18 protein-coding genes are annotated in these 21788 nt (G+C 70.2%); 4 read left to right on the top strand and 14 right to left on the bottom strand.

Annotation, left to right across the window (positions count from 1 at the left end; all coding sequences use genetic code 11):
* Positions 1 to 15: 15 nt before the first annotated feature.
* The 4 genes from ruvX to ACZ60Q_RS29995 are packed head-to-tail and all read right to left on the bottom strand — an operon-like array spanning position 16 to position 3998.
* Complete coding sequence (ruvX, locus tag ACZ60Q_RS29980) at positions 16 to 489, bottom strand: Holliday junction resolvase RuvX (protein ID WP_469640755.1); 474 nt, start codon at positions 487 to 489, stop codon at positions 16 to 18.
* A gap of 8 nt (positions 490 to 497) precedes the next feature.
* Positions 498 to 3167: an alanine--tRNA ligase gene (gene alaS, locus ACZ60Q_RS29985; RefSeq protein ID WP_469640703.1), complete on the bottom strand. Its 2670-nt coding sequence runs from the start codon at positions 3165 to 3167 to the stop codon at positions 498 to 500.
* Positions 3167 to 3529, bottom strand: a complete 363-nt coding sequence (locus ACZ60Q_RS29990; RefSeq protein ID WP_469640704.1) for a DUF6167 family protein — start codon at positions 3527 to 3529, stop codon at positions 3167 to 3169. The genes alaS and ACZ60Q_RS29990 overlap by 1 nt, the downstream gene beginning before the upstream one ends.
* A 7-nt stretch (positions 3530 to 3536) precedes the next feature.
* Complete coding sequence (locus ACZ60Q_RS29995; protein ID WP_469640705.1) at positions 3537 to 3998, bottom strand: DUF948 domain-containing protein; 462 nt, start codon at positions 3996 to 3998, stop codon at positions 3537 to 3539.
* 222 nt (positions 3999 to 4220) lie between these two features.
* On the opposite strand from ACZ60Q_RS29995, the gene ACZ60Q_RS30000 reads away from it, so the two are divergent.
* Complete coding sequence (locus tag ACZ60Q_RS30000) at positions 4221 to 6434, top strand: ATP-binding protein (protein WP_469640706.1); 2214 nt, start codon at positions 4221 to 4223, stop codon at positions 6432 to 6434.
* Between the two features lie 17 nt (positions 6435 to 6451).
* Here the strand turns inward: ACZ60Q_RS30000 and rpsD are convergent, their stop codons facing one another.
* Positions 6452 to 7066 (bottom strand): 30S ribosomal protein S4, encoded by a 615-nt coding sequence (gene rpsD / locus ACZ60Q_RS30005; RefSeq protein ID WP_015607373.1) that lies wholly within the window; start codon positions 7064 to 7066, stop codon positions 6452 to 6454.
* Between the two features lie 188 nt (positions 7067 to 7254).
* Here rpsD and ACZ60Q_RS30010 point away from each other — a divergent pair, with 188 nt between their 5' ends.
* A complete protein-coding gene (locus ACZ60Q_RS30010; protein ID WP_469640707.1) occupies positions 7255 to 7956 on the top strand; it encodes a DUF2470 domain-containing protein in 702 nt (233 codons plus the stop codon).
* Between the two features lie 18 nt (positions 7957 to 7974).
* On the opposite strand, the gene ACZ60Q_RS30015 is transcribed toward ACZ60Q_RS30010, so the two are convergent.
* The 4 genes from ACZ60Q_RS30015 to ACZ60Q_RS30030 form a co-directional block, all read right to left on the bottom strand.
* Positions 7975 to 9342 carry a replication-associated recombination protein A gene (locus ACZ60Q_RS30015; RefSeq protein WP_469640708.1) on the bottom strand — a complete coding sequence of 456 codons (1368 nt, stop codon included), beginning with the start codon at positions 9340 to 9342 and terminating at the stop codon, positions 7975 to 7977.
* 84 nt (positions 9343 to 9426) lie between these two features.
* Positions 9427 to 10065: a vitamin K epoxide reductase family protein gene (locus tag ACZ60Q_RS30020; RefSeq protein ID WP_469640709.1), complete on the bottom strand. Its 639-nt coding sequence runs from the start codon at positions 10063 to 10065 to the stop codon at positions 9427 to 9429.
* A 311-nt stretch (positions 10066 to 10376) separates the two neighbouring features.
* A complete protein-coding gene (gene hisS / locus ACZ60Q_RS30025; RefSeq protein ID WP_469640710.1) occupies positions 10377 to 11639 on the bottom strand; it encodes a histidine--tRNA ligase in 1263 nt (420 codons plus the stop codon).
* 15 nt (positions 11640 to 11654) lie between these two features.
* The gene (locus ACZ60Q_RS30030) at positions 11655 to 12344 is read right to left on the bottom strand and encodes an MBL fold metallo-hydrolase (RefSeq protein ID WP_469640711.1); all 690 of its coding nucleotides are present in this window, start codon (positions 12342 to 12344) and stop codon (positions 11655 to 11657) included.
* A gap of 149 nt (positions 12345 to 12493) precedes the next feature.
* On the opposite strand from ACZ60Q_RS30030, the gene ACZ60Q_RS30035 reads away from it, so the two are divergent.
* A complete protein-coding gene (locus ACZ60Q_RS30035; protein WP_469640712.1) occupies positions 12494 to 13285 on the top strand; it encodes a peptidylprolyl isomerase in 792 nt (263 codons plus the stop codon).
* 248 nt (positions 13286 to 13533) lie between these two features.
* The gene (locus ACZ60Q_RS30040) at positions 13534 to 14763 is read left to right on the top strand and encodes a DUF349 domain-containing protein (RefSeq protein ID WP_469640713.1); all 1230 of its coding nucleotides are present in this window, start codon (positions 13534 to 13536) and stop codon (positions 14761 to 14763) included.
* Positions 14764 to 14835: 72 nt separating this feature from the next.
* Here ACZ60Q_RS30040 and ACZ60Q_RS30045 read toward each other — a convergent pair whose 3' ends face one another.
* The 5 genes from ACZ60Q_RS30045 to yajC all read right to left on the bottom strand — a co-directional run bounded on the left by ACZ60Q_RS30045 (position 14836) and on the right by yajC (position 21675).
* Positions 14836 to 17445, bottom strand: coding sequence for a RelA/SpoT family protein (locus ACZ60Q_RS30045; RefSeq protein WP_469640714.1), 2610 nt, complete (start codon positions 17443 to 17445; stop codon positions 14836 to 14838).
* A gap of 170 nt (positions 17446 to 17615) precedes the next feature.
* On the bottom strand, positions 17616 to 18167 hold the full coding sequence (locus tag ACZ60Q_RS30050; protein WP_469640715.1) for an adenine phosphoribosyltransferase: 552 nt from the start codon (positions 18165 to 18167) through the stop codon (positions 17616 to 17618).
* A 3-nt stretch (positions 18168 to 18170) separates the two neighbouring features.
* The gene (gene secF, locus ACZ60Q_RS30055; protein ID WP_469640716.1) at positions 18171 to 19256 is read right to left on the bottom strand and encodes a protein translocase subunit SecF; all 1086 of its coding nucleotides are present in this window, start codon (positions 19254 to 19256) and stop codon (positions 18171 to 18173) included.
* A 1-nt stretch (position 19257) separates the two neighbouring features.
* Positions 19258 to 21030 (bottom strand): protein translocase subunit SecD, encoded by a 1773-nt coding sequence (secD, locus tag ACZ60Q_RS30060; RefSeq protein ID WP_469640717.1) that lies wholly within the window; start codon positions 21028 to 21030, stop codon positions 19258 to 19260.
* Positions 21031 to 21180: 150 nt separating this feature from the next.
* Positions 21181 to 21675: a preprotein translocase subunit YajC gene (yajC, locus tag ACZ60Q_RS30065; protein WP_469640718.1), complete on the bottom strand. Its 495-nt coding sequence runs from the start codon at positions 21673 to 21675 to the stop codon at positions 21181 to 21183.
* Positions 21676 to 21788 lie beyond the last annotated feature (113 nt).

Genomic DNA, 21788 nt, shown 5'->3' on the forward strand with positions numbered 1-21788 from the left:
GTTACCGTATCGCGATCAGACAACCACTTCGACGCCCTCACCCGGGGGATTGCCTGACGCCCGTTCGGACTCCAGAGCGTTCTGAAGAATCACCACAGCGGCAGCCTGGTCGATGACAGACCGGCCCTTCTTGGACTTCACGCCCGAGGCGCGCATCCCCTGGGCGGCCGTCACTGTGGTCATCCTCTCGTCCACCAGCCGCACCGGAACGGGCGCGATCGAGCGGGCGAACACCTGAGCGAACTCGCGGACCTTGACGGCCGCCGGTCCTTCGCCCCCGCCGAGGGAGCGCGGCAGGCCGAGGATGACCTCGATCGGCTCGTACTCCTCGACGATGGCGGCCAGCCGCCGGTGGGCGGCCGGGACGTCGCGTCCCGGCACGGTCTCCACCGGCGTGGCCAGGATCCCGTCGGGGTCGCACGAGGCGACCCCGATCCGGGCATCCCCGACATCGACGGCAAGCCGTCGGCCCCGGCGCATCTGCGTCATCTCGCCCGTCACGCCGTCTCGGTGACGAGGCGTTCGACGGCGGCGACGGCGTCACCGATGGCGGCCGGGTCCGTGCCGCCCCCCTGGGCGACGTCCGGCTTGCCGCCGCCACCGCCACCGAGGGTCTTCGCTGCGGTGCGCACGAGGTCACCGGCTTTGAGCCCGCGCTCGCGGGCGGCCTCGTTGGTGGCGATGACGGTCAGCGGGCGGCCGTTGGCCGTGGTGAACAGGGCCACGACGGCCGGCCGGCCACCCTGGATGCGCCCGCGCACGTCCAGGACCAGCTTGCGCAGGTCGTCGGCGGAGGTGCCGTCGGGGACCTGGCCGGTGACCAAGGCGGTGCCGCGGACGTCCTTGGCGGACTCGACGAGTCCGGCGGCGGCGGCGAGGACCTTCTCCGCGCGGAACCTGTCGATCTCCTTCTCGGCGTCCTTGAGCTTGCCGAGCATGCCCGCGATCTTCTCGGGGAGCTCCTCGGGGCGGCCCTTGACCAGCTCCTGGAGCTGGGCGACGACCGTGTGCTCCCTGGCGAGGAAGTTGTACGCGTCCACGCCGACGAGGGCTTCGATACGGCGCACGCCGGAGCCGATGGAGGACTCGCCGAGCAGCTTCACCAGCCCCAACTGGGCGGTGTTGTGGACGTGCGTGCCGCCGCACAGCTCCTTGGAGAAGTCGCCGATGGTGACGACACGGACCCGCTCGCCGTACTTCTCGCCGAACTCGGCGATGGCGCCCTGCTTCTTGGCCTCGTCGATGGACATGACCTCGGCCTGGACATCGAGTTCCCTCGAGAGGACCTCGTTGATCCGCTGCTCGACGTCGGTGAGGACCGTTCCGGGGACGGCGGCGGGCGAACCGAAGTCGAAGCGGAAGCGACCGGGCGAGTTCTCCGAACCGGCCTGGGCGGCCGTCGGGCCCAGCGCGTCACGCAGCGCCTGGTGCGTGAGGTGGGTGGCGCTGTGGGCGCGGGCGATGGCGCGGCGGCGGGTGTTGTCGATGGAGGCGAAGACGGGGGCTCCGACCGTCACCTCGCCGACCTGGACGACGCCCTTGTGCACGTGGACGCCGGGGACCGGCTTCTGCACGTCGCGGATCTCGATCACGGCGCCGGTGTCGAGCCGGATCCGGCCGGTGTCGGCGAGCTGGCCGCCGCCCTCGGCGTAGAAGGGGGTGCGGTCGAGGACGACCTCGACCTCGTCGCCCTCGGTGGCGGCGGGCGAGGGCACGCCGTCGACCAGCAGGCCGACGATGGTGGACTCGCCGGCGGTGCTGGTGTAGCCGGTGAACTCGGTGGCACCGGAGGTGTCGGCGACCTCGCGATAGGCGGACAGGTCGGCGTGACCGGTCTTCTTGGCGCGGGCGTCGGCCTTGGCCTTGTCGCGCTGCTCCTGCATGAGGCGGCGGAAGCCGTCCTCGTCCACGGAGAGCCCCTGCTCGGCGGCCATCTCCAGGGTGAGGTCGATCGGGAAGCCCCAGGTGTCGTGGAGCAGGAACGCCTTGTCGCCGGCGAGGACCTGGCCGCCGGCGGCCTTGGTCTCGGTGACGGCGGTCTCCAGGATGTTGGTGCCGCCCTTGAGGGCCTTGAGGAAGGCGGCTTCCTCGGCGAGCGCGACCGTCTCGATGCGCTTGCGGTCGGTGATCAGCTCCGGGTACTGGAGGCCCATCGTTTCGATCACGACGTCGACCAGGTCCTTGACGACCGAACCGGTGGCGCCCATGAGGCGCATGTTGCGGATGGCGCGGCGCATGATGCGGCGCAGCACGTAACCGCGGCCCTCGTTGCCAGGGGTGACGCCATCGCCGATGAGCATGACCGACGTACGGATGTGGTCGGCGACGACGCGGAGCGAGACGTCCGTTCCCTGCTCGGCGCCGTAGCGGACGCCGGTCAGCTCGGTGGCCTTGTCCATGACGACGCGCAGGGTGTCGGTCTCGTACATGTTCTGTACGCCCTGCAGGATCATGGCGAGGCGTTCGAGGCCGAGACCGGTGTCGATGTTCTTCGACGGCAGGTCCCCGAGGATCGGGAAATCCTCCTTGCCGTCGCCGGCACCACGCTCGTACTGCATGAAGACCAGGTTCCAGATCTCCACGTAGCGCTCGTCGTTGACGGCCGGGCCGCCCTCGACACCGAACTCGGGGCCGCGGTCGTAGTTGATCTCCGAGCACGGGCCGCAGGGGCCGGGGACGCCCATGGACCAGAAGTTGTCCTTCTTGCCCAGGCGCTGGATGCGCTCGGCGGGAACGCCGATCCTGTCGCGCCAGATCTGCTCGGCCTCGTCGTCGTCGAGGTAGACCGTGATCCAGAGCTTCTCGGGGTCCAGGCCGTAGCCGCCGTCCTCGACGGAGTTGGTCAACGCCTCCCAGGCGAGCTGGATGGCGCCTTCCTTGAAGTAGTCCCCGAAGGAGAAGTTGCCGCACATCTGAAAGAAGGTGCCGTGGCGGGTGGTCTTGCCGACCTCTTCGATGTCCGGCGTACGGACACACTTCTGCACGCTGGTGATGCGCGGGGCGGGCGGCTTGACCTCGCCGAGGAAGTACGGCTTGAAGGGGACCATGCCCGCGGGGACCAGCAACAGAGTCGGGTCGTCCGCGATGAGCGACGCCGAAGGCACGGCGCTGTGACCGCGCTCCTCGAAGAAGCTCAGCCAGCGGCGGCGAATTTCGGCCGACTCCATCAGTGGTCCTCATTCCGGTTGTTCGAGTTGTAGTGGTTCGCGTTGGAGGGGAGCTTGCGGTACGAGGTCGCCTTCGCGGGCGGCTCGGCCGCCTCGACGGCGAAGTGCCGCTGTACGGGAAGGTCGGGGTCGACCGGCGCTTCCAGGCCCAGGGCACCGCCCAGTTCGGCCTCGCGCCGGACCATGCCTTCGCGTACGTCGAGGGCGAAGCCCCTGAGCTTGTGACCGGTCTCGATCGCCTTGTCCGCGGCCTGCGCCGCGAGGCTCTCGGGGGTCAGCTGCTTGAGCTTGCGGTTGACCTTGGTGGTGGCCCACACGCCGGCGGCTGCGCCGGCGGTGAACCAGAACGTGCGGCGGAACATCGCTCGATCAGTCCTTCTGTCCGCGGGCGTTTCGGCGTTCGCGCCTGCGTCCGCGCGCCGAGGGTACGGTCCGGCCGACGATCACCGTACGCCGGGCGGAGCCGCGGCCCCGCGCCGGTTCCGGTTCGGGCTCGGGTACGGTGCGACGGCCCAGCGCCTGCCGCACGCCGTAGCCGAACGCGGCGACCTTGACGAGGGGGCCGCCGAAAGTGGAGGCGACGGTGGTGGAGAGGGCGGAGGCATTGGAGGTGACCTCTTGGACGTCGCTCGCGATGGCGTCGACCTTGTCCAGCTGGGTCTGCGCGGAGCGCACCGTCGCCGATGCGTCGGCCAGGAGCGGAACGGCCTGGTCGGTCACGTCCGCCACGAGTTTGGTGGTCGCCCTGAGCGTCTGGGCGAGCCTCACCAGCACCACGGCGAGGAACGAGACCAGGATGGCCCAGAAGACGGCCACGAGGATCCCGGCCACCTCTCCACCGGACACTGTGCACCGCTCTCTGTTCGTCGCTCGGGCCCTGCCGGGCCTTGTCTCCGTCGGTCGCGTCCGGGCCCCGGCCCGCGCGCCCGATCGTCGTCACACGAGCCTATCGCGCCGTACATCTCCTCCCCTACCGCATTCTCCGCGGGCCGGGCGGGAGTTGCCATAACGAGATTGTACGGAGAGCTTTCAAGCCAGTACGCTCCGTGTTTTATGCGACGCCTGCAAGGCCCCTGCCCGAATTCCGACGATCCGGACGCCCGCCCCGCGGCGGCGCCCGGCGGTCTCCCGGCCGAACTGAACCCGTTCGTGGGGCGCGAGGACGAACTGGCCGAACTGGGCGTGCTGCTGGAGGAGTCCAGGCTCGTCACCGTCGCCGGAGTGGCGGGCGTGGGCAAGACGCGGTGCGTCATCCGGGTCGCCGCGCTTCGGGAGAAACGGTACTGCGACGGGGTCCTGCTGGCCGAGCTGTCCGCCGTCCGCCATCCCGACCTGCTGGAACACGCCCTGATCGACGCCCTGGGCCTGACCGATCACACGAGCAGGCCGCCGCGCGCCGTCCTCGTCGAACACCTCTCCGAGCGCCGGACGCTGCTGGTGATCGACGGCTTCGAGCACCTCGTCGACGCCTGCGCCGACCTCGTCACCGAACTCCTGCGCCGCGCCCCGCGCCTCCAGGTGCTCGCGGCCGGACGCTGCCCCCTCCGGGTCGACGGGGAACGGACGTTTCCGCTCGCCCCGATGTCCGACGGGAACGCCGTGGAGCTCTTCACCGAGCGGGCGCGCGGGGTGCGGCCGGGCTGGGAGCCGACGGCGGGCGAGCAGGCGGCGGTGCTGGAGCTCTGCCGCCGCCTCGACGGGATTCCACTGGCCCTCGAACTGGCGGCCGGGCGGCTGCGCGCACTCTCGGTGGAACAGATACTCCTGCGCCTGGGCGACCGGTTCCGGCTGCTGACCGGGGGCCGTCGCGGCGCACCGCCCCGCCACCAGACGCTGCGCACGGCGATCGGCTGGAGCCATGAGCTGTGCACGCCCGAGCAACGGCTGCTGTGGGCGCGGCTCTCCGTGTTCGCGGGGCAGTTCGACCTGGAGGCCGCCGAGTACGTCTGCGGCGGGGCGGATCTCCCGGCCGACTCGGTGCTCGATGTGCTGGACGAACTGCTCGCCCAGTCGGTGGTGGAGCGCGAGGACGGCCCGACCGGCGCCCGCTACCGGATGCTGGACACGGTCAGCGAGTACGGGGCGCAGTGGCTGGCCGCCGCCGGGGACACCCCGCGGCTGCGGCGGCGGCACCGGGACTGGTTCCTGGGGCTCGCGACCTGGTGCGAGCTGGACTGGTTCAGTCCGCGCCAGGCGGAGGTGGCGGCGCGGATCGACAGCGAGCTGCCCAATCTCCGCCGGGCGATGGAGTGTTCGATGGAGAGCCCCGACGAGGTGCATCTGGCGCAGTATCTGGCGGGCACGCTGTGGTTCTACTGGGCCGGTTGCGGACGGCTGTCCGAGGGGCGGCACTGGCTGGACCACGTCCTGGAGGAACCCACCCCGCACGACGCCGCACGGCTGAAGGTGCTGTGGGTGCTGGGCTATGTGGCCGTGCTGCAGGGTGACCCGGTCGGCGCGGTCTCGGCGCTCCAGGAGTGCCGGGAGGAGGCCGAGCGCTCCGGGGACGCGACGGCACTGGCGTACGCGGTGCACCGCACGGGGTGCCTCGCGATCGTGACGGACGACATGCCGCGCGCCGAGGAACTGCTCCGCGACGCCCTCGGCCGCTACCGCGAGGTCGGCGAGCTGAACAGCAATGTGCTGATGGCGCAGGTGGAACTGGCCATGGCGGTGGCGTTCCTCGGCGATCTGGACGCGGCTGCGGCGATCTGCGACGAGGTCCGGGAGGTCTGCGAGGACCACGGGGAACGGTGGGCGCTGGCGTACGCGCTGTACGTCCTGGCGTACGCGACGCTGCGGCTGGGGCGGCCGGCCCGGGCACGGGAGATGCTCGGGGAGTGCCTGGCGATCGGCCGGACGTTCAACGACCTGCTGGGCACGGTGCTGTCACTGGAGTTGCTGGCCCTGGTGACGGCGGTGGAGGGCGACGCCGGGGAGGCCGCCGTGCTCCAGGGCGCGGCGGAGAGCATCTGGCCGTCGGTGGGTCTGCGGCTGTTCGGCTCGGCGTTCTACGGGCGGCCGCGGGCGGAGTGCGAGGAGCGGGCGCGCCGGGAGTTGGGGAACGCGGCGTACGAGGAAAGGCTGCGGGCGGGCCGGCGGCTGGATCCGGGCGCCGCGGTCGACCGGGCCCTGGTCGGCGGCGGACCGGCCGCGGCGATGGACGGACCGGGCGCGGGCGGTGCGCAGACGGCGGGCGGGCCCGGGGGAACGCGAAGGCCCGCCGCCTCCCGGATGACAGGGAGGGACGGGCCGGAGCGCTGGTGAGAGCGGCTACACCTGGATCAGCGGGCGTAGTACTCGACGACGAGCTGCTCGTCGCAGATCACCGGGATCTCCTTGCGGTTCGGGTCCCGGTCCAGGCGGAAGGCCAGGGCCTTCAGGTTCACCTGGAGGTAGCGCGGGGTCTCACCGTCGGTGTCGTAGCCACCCTCGCGGGCCACCTGGAAGGGGACCTTGGTGCGGCTGCGCTCGCGGACCTGGACGACGTCGTCGGGGCGCACGCGGAAGGACGGCTTGTCGACCTTGCCACCGTTGACCTCGATGTGGCCGTGGACGACCATCTGACGGGCCTGGTAGATGGTGCGGGCGATGCCCGAACGCAGGACCAGGGCGTCGAGGCGGCGCTCGAGCTCGACGACCAGCGCCTCGCCCGTCTTGCCTTCGGCCTTCTTGGCACGGTCGTAGGCACGCGCCATCTGGCGCTCGCTGATGTCGTACTGCGCACGCAGGCGCTGCTTCTCCAGCAGACGGACCTTGTAGTCCGAGTTCTGCTTGCGGCCACGGCCGTGCTCGCCCGGCGGGTACGGACGAGCCTCGAAGTACTTGACAGCCTTGGGCGTCAGAGCGATGCCGAGGGCACGCGACTTCTTGACCTTGGGACGCGACTGGTTAGGCACGTTCTCCAGACCTCCGTTGTGGGTTAGGTTAGGTTTACCTTACTCAAGGAGATCGCATGTCTCGCCCTGGGAACACCACTCACGTCACGGACAGCACAGACAGCGGCAGCACACCAGAAGGTGCTGCTACGACGGAAGGCCGATCTGATCGTGGTCAGCCGCGTCCCAGCGGGCTTGAAAACACTCGGATGCCGTCAGCAGCCGAGCGCACACGAACTCTCGTACAGAGTACCTGCTCCGCGCTGCTCGTCGTACCGGGGCTCGATCTGGCCCGCGCCGAACCCCTGATCCCGGACAGGAGGAGCGTGGGCCCCGAGGGCGACCTGTTCCTCGAATTCCCCGCGGATTCCCCGGCTGTCCGGGCCGCGACGCACGCTCAGGGCGACGAGCTGACCGCCGTGCTGGAGATCACGGACGTCGCTCCGGTCTCCGTACCCCACCGGATCCGCGGCCGCGCGTGGGTCTCCGGCTGGCTCACCTCCGTACCCGGCCTGGCCGAGCCCGGCCGGATGATGCTGCGCCTGGAGTTCGGCGAGGCGTACGTGGACGACCTCTGGGGCGCCGAGGACATCGAGCCGGAGGACTTCCGGGACGCGGCTCCCGACCCGCTGGTCTTCCACGAGCCGGAGCTGCTCCAGCATCTGCACTCCGCCCACGACGAGCAGATGCGCACCCTGTGCGGTCTGCTGGGCGAGCGCACCGCCCGCGCCTGCTCCTCCCACCAGCCCACCGCCGTGCCCGTCGCCCTGGACCGCTTCGGGCTGCGGGTCCGCTTCGTCGAGGGCCGGGGTTCCTGCTTCGACGCCCGCTTCGAGTTCCCGGAGCCGGTCCGCGACGTCACCGAGCTGCGCCGCGCCATGCACACGCTCTTCGAGGCGGCCGCCTCCTGATCCGGCGGCCGAGTACCCCTACGACGGCTCCGCGCTCTCGCCGGGACGACCCAGACGCTCGCGGACGCGCTCGACGACGTCCGCGTACCGCGCCTCGGCGCCGTAGCGGGTCGGGGTGTAGTACTGCCGGTCGCGGACCGCGTCCGGGGCGTACTGCTGGGCGGCGATGCCGCCCTGCACGTCGTGCGGATACACGTAACCCTGAGCATGGCCGAGCTTGGCGGCACCCTTGTAGTGGCCGTCGCGCAGATGGGCCGGGACGGGTCCCGCGAGCCCCTTGCGCACGTCCTCCCGCGCGGCGGAGATCGCCAGGGTCGCCGCGTTGGACTTGGGGGCGAGCGCCAGTGCGATGGTGGCGTGGCTGAGGGTGAGCGCCGCCTCCGGGAATCCGATCATCGCCACCGCCTGGGCGGCGGCCACGGCGGTCGGCAGCGCGGTGGGATCGGCCAGGCCGATGTCCTCGCTGGCCGAGATCATCAGTCGGCGGGCGATGAACCGCGGGTCCTCCCCCGCCTCGATCATCCGGGCCAGGTAATGCAGAGCGGCGTCCACGTCGGAGCCGCGGATCGACTTGATGAGCGCGCTGGCGACGTCGTAGTGCTGGTCGCCGTCACGGTCGTACTTCACCGCGGCGCGGTCGACGGTCGCCTCCACCGTCTCCAGGGTGATCTCCGCCTCGCCCGTGACGATGGCCGCGCCCGCCGCGGCCTCCAGCGCCGTCAGGGCCCTGCGCGCGTCGCCGCCCGCGATGCGCAGCAGATGCGCCTCGGCGTCCTCGGGCAGGGTGACCGCCCCGCCCAGACCCCGCTCATCGGTCAGCGCCCGGCGCAGCAGGGAGCGCAGGTCGTCGTCGGTCAGCGGCTCCAGGGTCAGCAGCAGGGAACGCGAGAGCAGCGGGGAGATGATCGAGAAGTACGGATTCTCCGTGGTGGCGGCGATGAGGGTCACCCAGCGGTTCTCCACGGCGGGGAGCAGGGAGTCCTGCTGGGCCTTGGAGAAGCGGTGGATCTCGTCCAGGAAGAGGACGGTCTCCTTGCCGAAGCCGCCGGTGGCGCGGCGCGCGCTCTCGATGACGGCCCGGACCTCCTTGACGCCCGCGGTGATCGCGGAGAGCTCGACGAAGCGCTTGTTGGTCGCCTTGCTGACCACGTACGCCAGGGTCGTCTTGCCGGTGCCGGGCGGGCCCCACAGGATGACCGAGGACGCGCCGGCCGGGCCGCCGCTCCCCTCGACGAGGCGGCGCAACGGCGAGCCCGGCTTCAGCAGATGCTGCTGGCCGACGACCTCGTCGAGGACACGGGGACGCATCCGGACAGCGAGGGGGCTGCTGGACGGGTCCTTCTCCTGGCGGTCTTCGGCGGCTGCGGTAAAGAGGTCGGGCTCCACGTCATGAAGCCTATGCGACCCCACTGACAGCACCGCGGGTCACCTCCGGATATCCGGAGGTGACCCGCGGTGAGCCGGAGGTGCTCAGCTGGTCCAGAAGTCCCACCAGCGGGTCAGGATCAGCATGCCGATGATCCCGATCCACATCACCGGCAGCACCCAGGGGAACTCGGTGAGGCCGCTGCGCAGCCAGGCCGGGGCCGGGAGGATGCGGTGCTTGACGTTGTGCGTGGTCACGTAGCAGAACATGACGATGGTGGCGACCCAGGCCAGGCAGCACCACAGGCAGAGCGAGTTGATGCTGTACAGCGACTGGTACTGGAGCCAGGTGCAGAAGCCGACGCCGAACAGCGTCCCGGCGTTCAGCCCGAGCCAGAACCAGCTGCGGAAGCGCGCGCCGGCGAGGAGCCCCATCCCGATCGCGATGACCATGCCGTACGTGACGAGGCCCAGCATCGGGTTGGGGAACCCGAACACGGAGGCCTGTTCGCTCTTCATGATGTTGCCGCACGCGACGACGGGGTTGAGGCTGCACCCGGGGGTGAAGGAGGGGTCCTCCAGCAGCTTGAACTTGTCGATCGTGATGACCCAGGCGGCCAGCAGTCCGGCCGCTCCGGTGATGACCAGGAGCAGGGCGAGACCGCGTCCGGCCCCGAAGGTGCGCTTGCGGCCACCCTCGTCCTGATCGGATGAGAGATCGTGGTCTACCGCTGCAGTCGTCATATCGCCGTTCCGTCACCGAGTGGTCAGCCGGGCAAGGTCATTGTGCCGCACCCCCGTACAGGTCAACCGTTCGATGGACATAAAGGTGTGCGTCCATGAGCGCTCCTCCCGGGCGGACTCCGGGGCGGCGGGGCCAGGACGACGGAAGATGTACGCGCCCCCGGCACCGGTCCGGCCAAGCAGACCGCGCGGGCGGCACCAAGTCGGGGTCACCGGCCAGGATGAATCCACGCCCGCCGAGTTGACGCCGAACGAGAAGGCGCGGGCGGCAGGACCTGAAGTCCACCGCCCGCGTCCCGCTCACGCCCCGGTCAGCCGAGGCGCTTCGTCAGCTCCGCCGCGACCTCGGCCAGCTCCACCGGGCCCTGCTCGCCCGACTCCATGTCCTTGAGCTGGACGACGCCGTCGGCGAGATCGCGCTCGCCCGCGACCAGGGTGTAGCGCGCGCCCGAGCGGTTGGCGCTCTTCATCGCGCCCTTCAGGCCGCGGCCGCCGAACGCGAAGTCGGCGGCGATCCCCGCGCGGCGCAGTTCGGTGACGACGCCGAACAGCACCCGGCGGGCCTCCTCGCCGAGCGGGACCGCGTACACGCTGGTGGTGCGGGGCAGGTCGAGCTCGATGCCCTCGGCCTCCAGTGCGAGGACCGTGCGGTCGACACCGAGCGCCCAGCCGACGGACGGCAGCTCGGGGCCGCCGATCATCTCGGACAGTCCGTCGTAGCGACCGCCGCCGCCCACCGCGGACTGGGAGCCGAGACCGTCGTGGACGAACTCGAAGGTCGTACGGGTGTAGTAGTCGAGTCCGCGCACCAGCTTCTCGTCATCCTCGTAGGCCACCCCGGCGGCCGTGAGGAGCGCCCGGACCTCTTCGTGGTACGCCCTGCACGCGTCGCAGAGGTAGTCGCGGAGTTTCGGGGCGTCCGTGAGCTGCTTCTGTACGTCGGTCCGCTTGTCGTCCAGGACGCGCAGCGGGTTGATCTCGATGCGGCGGCGGGTCTCCTCGTCGAGATCCAGGTCCCGCAGGAAGGTCTGGAGCGCCACGCGGTAGACCGGGCGGCACTCCTTGTCGCCCAGCGAGTTCAGCAGGATGCGGAACCGGCGCAGGCCCAGCGAGCGGTACGCCTGATCGGCGAGGATGATCAGCTCGGCGTCCAGGACCGGGTCCTCGGTGCCGATGGCCTCGGCGCCGACCTGCGAGAAGTGGCGGTAGCGGCCCGCCTGCGGGCGCTCGTAGCGGTAGTACGAGCCGGAGTACCAGAGCTTGACGGGGAGGTTGCCCGCCTTGTGAAGGTTGGCCTCCAGGGCGGCGCGAAGCACGGACGCGGTGCCCTCGGGGCGCAGGGCCAGCTGGGAGCCGCCCTTGGTGGTGAGGGTGTACATCTCCTTGGTGACGATGTCGGTGGACTCACCGACACCGCGTGCGAAGAGCTCGACGTTCTCGAAGCCGGGCGTCTCGATGTAGCCGTAACCCGAGTCGCGCAGCGGGGCCGCGATGGCCTCGCGCACGGCGAGGAACGTCGCGGAACGGGGCGGGGTCAGGTCGTACGTGCCCTTGGGGGCCTGAAAGGTGCTCACGATTACGTCTCTCGTCTACATTCCTCGGCGCGGCGCCGCGTCCAGACCGTTCAGGAACGGGTTGGAGGCGCGCTCACGGCCGATGGTCGTCTGGGGGCCGTGGCCGGACAGCACCACGGTCGAGTCGCCGAGCGGCAGGCACACACGGGCCAGCGACTCGAGCAGCTCGGCGTGGTCGCCGCCGGGCAGGTCGGTGCGTCCGACGGAGCCGGCGAAGAGCAGGTCGCCCGAGAAGAGGACCGGCGGAATGTCCGCGGCCTCGGGCATCCCGAACGTCACCGACCCCTTGGTATGGCCGGGCGCGTGCGAGACGCCGAACTCCAGACCGGCCAGGGTCAGCTTCGAGCCGTCGGTCAGTTCCTTGACGTCGTCCGGCTCCCCCACGGTCAGCTCGCCCATGAGCGGCATCCCGATCGAGCGGCCGAGCGCCTTCTCCGGGTCGCTCATCATGTAGCGGTCCTGGGGATGGATCCAGGCGGGAACGTCATGGGCGCCGCAGACGGGGACGACCGAGGCGACGTGGTCGATATGGCCGTGGGTGAGGACGACGGCGACGGGCTTGAGCCGATGCTTCTTCAGCGTTTCCTCGACGCCCTGGGCGGCCTGATGGCCCGGGTCGATGATCACGCACTCCTCACCGGCGGCGGGGGCGACCAGATAGCAATTGGTCCCCCAGGCCCCGGCGGGGAACCCGGCAATGAGCACGATCGTCCTTAATGTTCGTCCGGAGGATGCGGCAACGGCGAAGGATGCGGCGGATCAGAGCCTACCGGCGCTCCTCATGCCACAGGTAACCCATATACGGTACGGGCAACTCAGGCCCTCATCTCACGACGTAACAAGGAGCCCAACCGGTGTCCAGCAGCGAACAGCGGCGGCGGCAGCTCGCCCGGGAAAAGTTCGAGCGCCAGCAGAAGCGCCGGGAGGAGGCCCGCAGCAGGACGAGGCGCATCACCGCGATCGTCGCGGCCTCGGTGGCCGTGGTCGCCGTCGTGGGCGTGAGCGCGTTCGTCGTGGCGGGCAAGGACGGCGACAAGGACAAGAAGAACGACGCGGCGTCGAGCCAGAGCCCCGCTCCAAAGCCCTCGGAGAGCGAGAGCAAGGCTCCCACGCCACCGATGAAGATCGACAAGAAGGCCACGTACACGATGTCGCTCACGACGAGCCAGGGCGACGTGGCGTTCTCGATGGACGCGGCGAAGACTCCGCAGACGGTGAACTCCTTCAAGGCGCTCGCCGACAAGGGCTACTTCGACGACACCAAGTGCCACCGGCTGACCACACAGGGCATCTTCGTGCTCCAGTGCGGCGACCCGAAGGGCGACGGCACGGGCGGTCCGGGCTACAACATCCCGGACGAGAACCTGGACGCGCTCGGCAAGGTGGGCGGCGACGGCACGGTCGTCTACCCGCCGGGCACGGTGGCGATGGCCAATACCGGTCAGCCGAACTCCGGTGGCAGCCAGTACTTCCTGGTCTACAAGGAGACGAAGCTCCCGCCCACCTACACCCCGTTCGGCACGATGGACGACGCCTCGCTGAAGGCCGTCCAGAAGGTCGGCGAGGCCGGCGTCGAGGGCGGTGCGGGCGACGGCGCCCCGAAGAAGGCCGTGACGGTCGAGAAGGCCTCGGTCGAGAAGGGCTGAACCGGCGGGACGGAACCGACAGGACGACGACCGGCCGGGCGGCCACCGGCGGGACAGAGCCCGGCCACCGGCGGAGCTGAGCGCTGCCGGTGGCCGGAGCGAAGAATTTCAGCCGCGCTGAGTGCGGACAGCCGGGTGGCCGGTCGCCTAGATTGGCGTTGTGCAGGGCGGGCGATGCCCGCCCCAGGAAACTGTGGACGATGCCCGGGGGGCGAACCCCCTCGCAGGCATCAGGTGGAGGAGGCGCTGTGAGCAGCGACCCGTGGGGCCGCGTCGATGAGACGGGCACCGTGTACGTGCGTACGGCCGAGGGCGAGCAGGTCGTCGGATCGTGGCAGGCCGGTTCGCCCGAGGAGGCTCTGGCTTATTTCGAGCGCAAGTACGACGGCATTGTGGTCGAGATCGGCCTCCTCGAACGGCGGGTGAAGACCACCGATCTGTCGGCAAAGGACGCGACGACGGCCATCGACCACCTGCGGCAGCAGGTCGACGAGCACCACGCGGTGGGCGACCTCGACGCGCTGCGCAAGCGGCTGGACGCACTCGTCGCGACGGTCGAGGCGCGCCGCGAGGAGCGCAAGGTCCTCAAGGCCAAGCAGACCGACGAGGCCAAGCACGCCAAAGAGGCGCTGGTCGCCGAGGCGGAGGAGCTGGCGCAGAGCGAGCAGTGGCGCTCCGCGGGCGAGCGGCTGCGGGCGCTGGTGGACACCTGGAAGGGTCTCCCCCGCCTCGACCGTAAGTCGGACGACGAGCTGTGGCACCGCTTCTCGCACGCCCGCTCGGCGTTCTCCAAGCGGCGCAAGGCCCACTTCGCCGCGCTGGACGCCCAGCGCGAGGACGCCCGCAAGGCGAAGGAGAAGCTGGTCACCGAGGCCGAGGCGCTGTCCGGCTCCACGGACTGGGTGACCACGGCCGCGCGCTACCGCGATCTGATGACCGAGTGGAAGGCGGCGGGCCGCGCCCAGCGCGAGTCCGAGGACGACCTGTGGAACCGTTTCCGCGGCGCCCAGGACGTCTTCTTCGCCGCCCGCAGCGAGGTCTTCGCGGAGCGGGACGCCGAGCAGGACGAGAACCTCAAGCTGAAGGAGGAGCTCGCCGCGGAGGCCGAGAAGCTGGTGCCGGTGAAGGACCTCAAGGCGGCCCGCGCCGCGTTCCGGTCCATCAACGAGCGCTGGGAGGCCATCGGCCACGTACCGCGTGACGCCCGCCCGAAGGTCGAGGGCCGGGTGCAGGCGGTGGAGCGGGCGCTCCAGGAGTCCGAGGAGTCCGAGTGGCGCCGGACGAACCCGGAGGCGCGGGCCCGCGCCGCGGGTCTGACCGGTCAGCTCCAGGCCGCCGTGGACAAACTGCGCGGCCAGATCGATACCGCGCGCACCCAGGGCAACAACGCCCGCGCGGACAAGCTGGCCAAGGAGCTGGAGGGCCGCCAGGCGCTGCTGGACCAGGCGCTGAAGGGCCTGGAGGAGTTCGGCGGCTGACGCCTTCCGTTCTCCTGTACGAGGAGGGGCCCCGATACACGTCGTGTATCGGGGCCCCTCCTCGTACGGCTGCTACGGCCTGCGGGCCGAGGTGACCCGGTAGACGTCGTAGACGCCCTCCACGCCGCGTACGGCCTTCAGGACGTGGCCCAGGTGCTTGGGGTCGCCCATCTCGAAGGTGAAGCGCGAGGTGGCCACCCGGTCGCGGGACGTCTGGACGGCCGCCGACAGGATGTTGACGTGCTGGTCGGAGAGGATCCGGGTGACGTCGGAGAGCAGCCGGGAGCGGTCCAGCGCCTCGACCTGGATGGCGACCAGGAAGACGGAGGACTGGGTGGGCGCCCACTCGACCTCCAGGATCCGTTCGGGCTGCTGCGAGAGCGACTCCACGTTGACGCAGTCGGCACGGTGCACGGAGACGCCGCTGCCCCGGGTGACGAAACCGATGATCGGGTCACCGGGGACGGGCGTACAGCAGCGGGCCAGCTTGACCCAGACGTCCTCGACGCCCTTGACGACGACGCCGGGGTCCGCGTTCGCGCGGCGCTTGCTGCGACCGCCGTGCGAGGGCGGAGTGGACTCGGCGAGGTCCTCGTTGGCCTCGTCGTGGCCGCCGAGAGCCTGTACCAGCTTCTGCACGACGCCCGCCGCCGCGACATGGCCCTCGCCGATCGCCGCGTACAGCGAGGAGATGTCGGGGTAGCGCATCTCGTGGGCGAGGGTGACCAGGGAGTCGCCGGTCAGGATGCGCTGGATCGGCAGGTTCTGCTTGCGCATGGCGCGCGCGATGGAGTCCTTGCCCTGCTCGATGGCCTCGTCGCGGCGCTCCTTGGAGAACCAGGCGCGGATCTTGTTGCGGGCGCGCGGCGACTTGACGAAGCCGAGCCAGTCCCGGGAGGGTCCGGCGCCGGCCGCCTTGGAGGTGAAGACCTCGACCAGGTCGCCGTTGTCGAGCGTCGATTCGAGCGGAACGAGCCGCCCGTTGACGCGTGCTCCTATCGTCCGGTGGCCGACCTCGGTGTGGACGGCGTACGCGAAGTCGACGGGGGTCGCGCCGGCCGGCAGCGCTATCACGTCGCCCTTCGGCGTGAAGACGAAGACCTCGTTGCGGGAGAGGTCGAAGCGCAGGGACTCCAGGAACTCGCTGGGGTCCTCGGTCTCCTTCTGCCAGTCCAGGAGCTGGCGCAGCCACGCCATGTCGTTGACGGTGTCCTGGCCGCGCCCGGTGTTCTTGGGTACGTCGGTACGCACCTTGGAGGCGCCCGCGACGGCCTCCTGCTTGTACTTCCAGTGGGCGGCGATGCCGTACTCGGCGCGGCGGTGCATGTCGAAGGTGCGGATCTGGAGCTCGACGGGCTTGCCGCTGGGACCGATCACCGTGGTGTGCAGCGACTGGTACATGTTGAACTTGGGCATCGCGATGTAGTCCTTGAACCGCCCGGGCACCGGGTTCCACCGGGCGTGGACGGTGCCGAGCGCCGCGTAGCAGTCGCGGACCGTGTCGACGAGGACACGGATGCCCACCAGGTCGTAGATCTCGGCGAAGTCGCGGCCTCGCACGATCATCTTCTGGTAGACGCTGTAGTAGTGCTTGGGGCGGCCGGTGACCGTGGCCTTGATGCGGGCGGCGCGCAGGTCGGCCTGGACCTCGTCGGTCACTATGGCGAGGTATTCGTCGCGTTTGGGGGCACGCTCGGCGACGAGCCGGACGATCTCGTCGTACATCTTGGGGTAGAGGATCGCGAAGGCGAGGTCCTCCAGCTCCCACTTGATGGTGTTCATGCCCAGCCGGTGCGCCAGCGGGGCGTAGATCTCCAGCGTCTCGCGGGCCTTCTTCTCCTGTTTCTCCCGCTTGAGGTAACGCATGGTGCGCATGTTGTGCAGGCGGTCGGCGAGCTTGATGACCAGGACCCGGGGGTCCTTGGCCATGGCCACGACCATCTTGCGTACGGTCTCGGCCTGCGCGGCCTCGCCGAACTTGACCTTGTCGAGCTTGGTGACGCCGTCGACGAGCAGGGCGACCTGGTCGCCGAAGTCGCGCCGCAGGGTGTCCAGGCCGTACTCGGTGTCCTCGACGGTGTCGTGCAGCAGGCCCGCCATCAGCGTCGCCGGGTCCATGCCGAGCTCGGCGAGGATCGTGGTGACGGCCAGCGGGTGGGTGATGTAGGGGTCGCCGCTCTTGCGCTTCTGGCCCCGGTGCCAGCGCTCGGCGACCTGGTAGGCCTTCTCGATCTGGCGGAGCGTGGCCGTCTCGATCTTGGGGTCGTTGCCCCGGACCGTACGCAGGAGGGGTTCCAGGACCGGGTTGTACGGACTGGAGCGCTGTACGCCCAGTCGGGCGAGGCGGGCTCGCACGCGGTTGGAGGAGCCTCCGGTGCGGGAGGCGGACCCGGCGGTGGCCCCGGCCTTCGCGGGGGGCCCGGGGGGCGGGGGCTTGGGCGCGGCGGCGTCCGGCTTCCTGGCCGGCGGCTGCGCCGGGCCCGTCGTCCCGGCCGGATTCGGCGGCGCCTCGGGGGCCGCGGGCTTCGCGGGGACGGCGGCCGGGGGGCGCGCGGCATCGGCGGCGGACTCGGCGGGCGCGGGCTCCGGCGCGTTCGAGGGCGCGGCCTTTCCCGGCGTGGCGGGGGCCGCCACGGGCTTGTCGGGCTGCGGGGCGGCGGCTGACTGGGCCTCGTCTGGCAAGAGCGCTCCTCGTGCGGATCCGGGGTACCCGGAAAGCCCATGGTATCGATCCCCCGGCGGGACCTCGCCCGGGGAACGGTGGGAGCCCGCGCAACGAGGGATGGGCACCCGGTGTTCCCGGATGCCCATCTCCCGTGCTCGGTGTCCGTCCCAGGACGGCGGCCGGCGGATCAGACCGTGATCAGGGCCTCCATCGGTGCGCCTGCGAGGCCCGGCTCCAGGCGGGCCCGACCCTCGAGGAAGCCGAGCTCCATGAGGACCGCGACGCCCGCGACCTGGGCGCCGGCCCGCCGGATGAGCTCCAGCGAGGCCTCGGCGGTGCCGCCGGTGGCCAGGACGTCGTCGATGATCATGACCCGGTCCTCCGCGTCGAGGTCCTCGGCGTGGATCTCGATCTCGGCGCTGCCGTACTCCAGCTCGTAGGACTGGCTCAGCGTGGCGCCGGGAAGCTTCCCGGCCTTGCGGACCGGGATGAACCCGATGCCCGCCCGGACCGCGACGGGCGCGGCCAGGATGAAGCCGCGTGCCTCCAGGCCGACGATCTTCGTGGCGCCGTGCCGTACGCACAGCTCCGCGAGGGCGTCGGTGAGCGCCGTGAAGGCCACCGGGTCCGCGAGCAGCGGGGTGATGTCCTTGAACATCACGCCCGGCTTCGGGTAGTCCGCGACATCGCGGATCCGGCTGAGCAGCAGCTCCCTGAGGGATTCGGTGGTGCTCGTCATCGCTCAGCGCTTCCCGGGGGTGCGGCCGTGCGACCGGGGGCGGCCGATCGTCGTGCCCGCCGTCTCGATGTCGTCCCGCAGGTCCTCGGGGCCGTCGTCGGGGGACTCGCCCTTGGCGGCCGCGGCGGCCCGCTTGGCGAGGATCCGCTTCTTCAGCGCCTTCATCTGCGGCTCGCGTTCCTTGAGGTCGGCGACGAGCGGCGTGGCGATGAAGATCGAGGAGTAGGCGCCTGCGGCGAGACCGACGAACAGCGACAGCGAGATGTCGTTCAGCATGCCCGCGCCGAGGACGCCACCGCCGATGAACAGCAGACCGGCCACCGGCAGGAGCGCCACCACGGTGGTGTTGATGGAGCGGACGAGCGTGCTGTTGATCGACCGGTTGGCGATCTCGCTGTACGTGAAGCGGGTCTGCTTGGTGATGTCCTTCTGGCCCTCCTTGAGGCTGTCGAAGACCACCACCGTGTCGTACAGGGAGTATCCGAGAATGGTCAGCAGACCGATCACCGTGCCCGGGGTGACCTCGAAGCCGACCAGGGCGTAGACGCCGACCGTGATGGTGATGTCGTGGATCAGCGCGATGAGGGCGGCGACGGCCATCCGCCACTCGAAGGCGATGGCCAGATAGATCACCACCAGGATCATGAAGACCCCGAGGCCGGTCCACGCCTTGTTGGCGATCTGCTCGCCCCAGCTGGGGCCGACCAGGTCCGCGTTGATGTCGTTGGCGGGGATGCCGAGCTCGTCGGAGAGCGTCTCCTTGATCTCGTTGGCCTTGGCGGTGTCGACCTCGGTGATCTGGATGCGCAGGCCGCCGTTGCCGAGCTCCTGGACGATCGCCAGGTGGCCGGAGGCCTCGGTCGCCACGTCCGTGGCCTGGGAAGTCGAGATCTGGGCCTTGGTGTCGGTCGTGAAGACCGCGCCGCCCTTGAACTCGATTCCCATGCGGAGGCCGCCGACCGCCACGCCGATGATGGCCGTGATGGTGATCAGGATCGAGATGCCGTACCAGATCTTGCGGTTACGGATGAAGTCGTAGCCGATCTCGCCGCGGTAGAGCCGGGCGCCGAGATTGCCGAGTCGCGACATCTCACGCCTCCTTCGGTTCGGTGGGGGCGTTGACACCGCGCGAGCGGCGCAACGGCGGCTGGGCGCCGAGCCGCTTCGGGTCCAGCCCGGACCACGGACCGCCCTTGGAGAAGAACTTCGTCCGGCCCATGAGCGTCATCAGTGGCTTGGTGAAGAGGAACACCACGACGACGTCGAGAAGGGTGGTGAGGCCGAGCGTGAAGGCGAAGCCCTGCACCTTGCCGACGGTGACGATGAAGAGGACGACCGCGGACAGGAACGACACGAAGTCGGAGACCAGGATGGTGCGCCGGGCACGTGGCCAGGCGCGCTCGATGGCCGGGCGCAGCGTGCGTCCCTCGCGGATCTCGTCTCTGACACGTTCGAAGTACACGATGAACGAGTCCGCTGTGATACCGATCGCGACGATGGCACCGCAGACCGCCGGGAGGTTCAGCGCGAAGCCGATGGCCGGGCCCAGTAGGGCCATGATCGTGTACGTCAGGATGCCCGAGACCAAGAGGCTCAGCAGCGCGATGAACGCCAGCCCCCGGTAGTAGGCGACCAGATAGATCACGACCAGCGCCAGACCGATCGCACCGGCGATCAGACCCGCCTTGAGCTGCTCGTCGCCGAGGGCTGCGGTCACCGTGGTGACGCTCACCTCCTCGAAGGTCAGCGGAAGCGCACCGTACGACAGGATGTTGCCGAGGTCCTCGGCGGACTGCTGGTCGAAGCTGCCGGAGATCTGGGCGTTCTTGCTGAGCGCCGTGCGCACCGAGGGAGCGGAGACGACCTCACCGTCGAGGACGATCGCGAACTGGTTCATCGGCGGCTGCTGCTGCGAGAGCCGGCTGGTGATCGTCTGGAACTTCTTGGCGCCGGCGGAGGTGAACTCCATCGACACGATCCACTCGCCGGTCTGCTGCTCGATGGCGCCCTTGGCGTCGTCGACGTCGCTGCCGGAGACCTCGGCCGGGCCGAGCACGTACTTCTCGTAGCTGCCCGGAACGTTCGAGCCGCAGGCGACGATCGAGTCGGTGGGCTTGGCGTTCTTGCCGGCCTCCGAGCGCTGCTTGGGGTCGGTGCAGTCGAGCTTGGCGAACTCCTCCTGGAGCTTGGCCGTCGCCGGGTCCGCAGGGGGCGTCGCCCCGGGGGAATCGGACGGCTTCGGCTTGTCGGAGGCGCCGGGGGTCGGGTCGTCCTTCGTCAGGGCGCCGGTGACCGCGCGGCCCTGGGTGGTGGCGCCCGCCGAGGGGGTGGCCTCCGAACCGGTGGCCTCCTCGCCCTTGGGCTTGTCCGCGCCTTCGGCGGACTCGCCGGGCTTCGGGGTCGCGCTGCCCGAGGGAGTCCCGGAGCCGGAGGGTGTGGGCTGCTCGGGGCCGCTCGCCTGAACCGTCAGAACAGGCCGGAAGTAGAGCTGGGCGGTGGTGCCGACCTGCTCCTGGGCCTGCTTGGAGTTCGTCCCCTTAGGGATGTTGACGATGATGTTCTTGGAGCCCTGGGTCTGGACCTCGGCCTCGGAGACGCCCAGACCGTTGACACGCCGCTCGATGATTCCGACCGCGGTGTTCATGTTGGTCGGGTTGATCGCGTTCGGCTTGCCGGGCTGGTTCTGTGCCTCCAGGGTGATCGACGTCCCGCCGGCCAGGTCGATGCCCAGCCGGGGCGTGGTGTGCCCGGACAGGAACATCCCGCCGGTGAGCGCGACCATGGCGATGAGGATCAGAGCCAGGGCACGCCCCGGCCTGCCCTGACCGCCGGACGGCCCTCGGCCCTTCTTGGGTGCTGCCACCTTCTCGTTTCTCCCTGTCCAACCGCCCCGCGCCGGGTACGCGCCCGAGCGGCCACGAAGTGTAGTGGGGACCCTGCCCCCGCAGACGACCGCACGGTCCCGGGGACGCCGCGCGCCGGTGGGCGCGCGACGTCCCCGGGATCGTGAGAACTACTTGGAGTCGGCTTCGCCGTCGGTCTTGCTCTCGTCCTTGAGGTCCTTGGCGTCCTTGGCGTCCTTGACCGCAGCGTCTTCGGGCTCGGCGCCGTCGGCCGCGTCGTCCTTGGCCAGGTCGATCTTGGCGACCTGGGCGTCGTCGGACTCACCGGTCAGCGAGGAGGCGTCGTCGGGAACGACGGTGCCGTCCGCGTCCAGCTCCTGGTCGTCACCGTGCACGATGCGGTTGTACTCCGCGTCGTCCAGGACTGCGCCGATGGAGTTCTTCGCGTAGATGGCGTGCACGCCGGGAGCGATCTCGAGGAGAACGGTGTCGTCGTGGACTTCCTTGACGGTGGCGTACATGCCCCCGATCGTCCGGACGCCGGTGCCGGGCTGCATGTCGTTGCGCATCTGCGCGGCCGCCGCCTGCTTCTTCTTGGCGGAGCGGGTCATCAGGAACATGGCCCCGATGAGCACGATGAAGGGGAGGAGAGTCAAGATATCCACGGGACGGGAATTCCTTCGCACGACCGCGCTGGAATGCGGCCTGATATACGGGGGTGGGTACACCGACCGGTAAGGGCGGCATCGGCGGAGTCTAAGCGAGTCCGCATCGATGG

It is taken from the genome of Streptomyces sp. NPDC104313 (assembly GCF_055583985.1).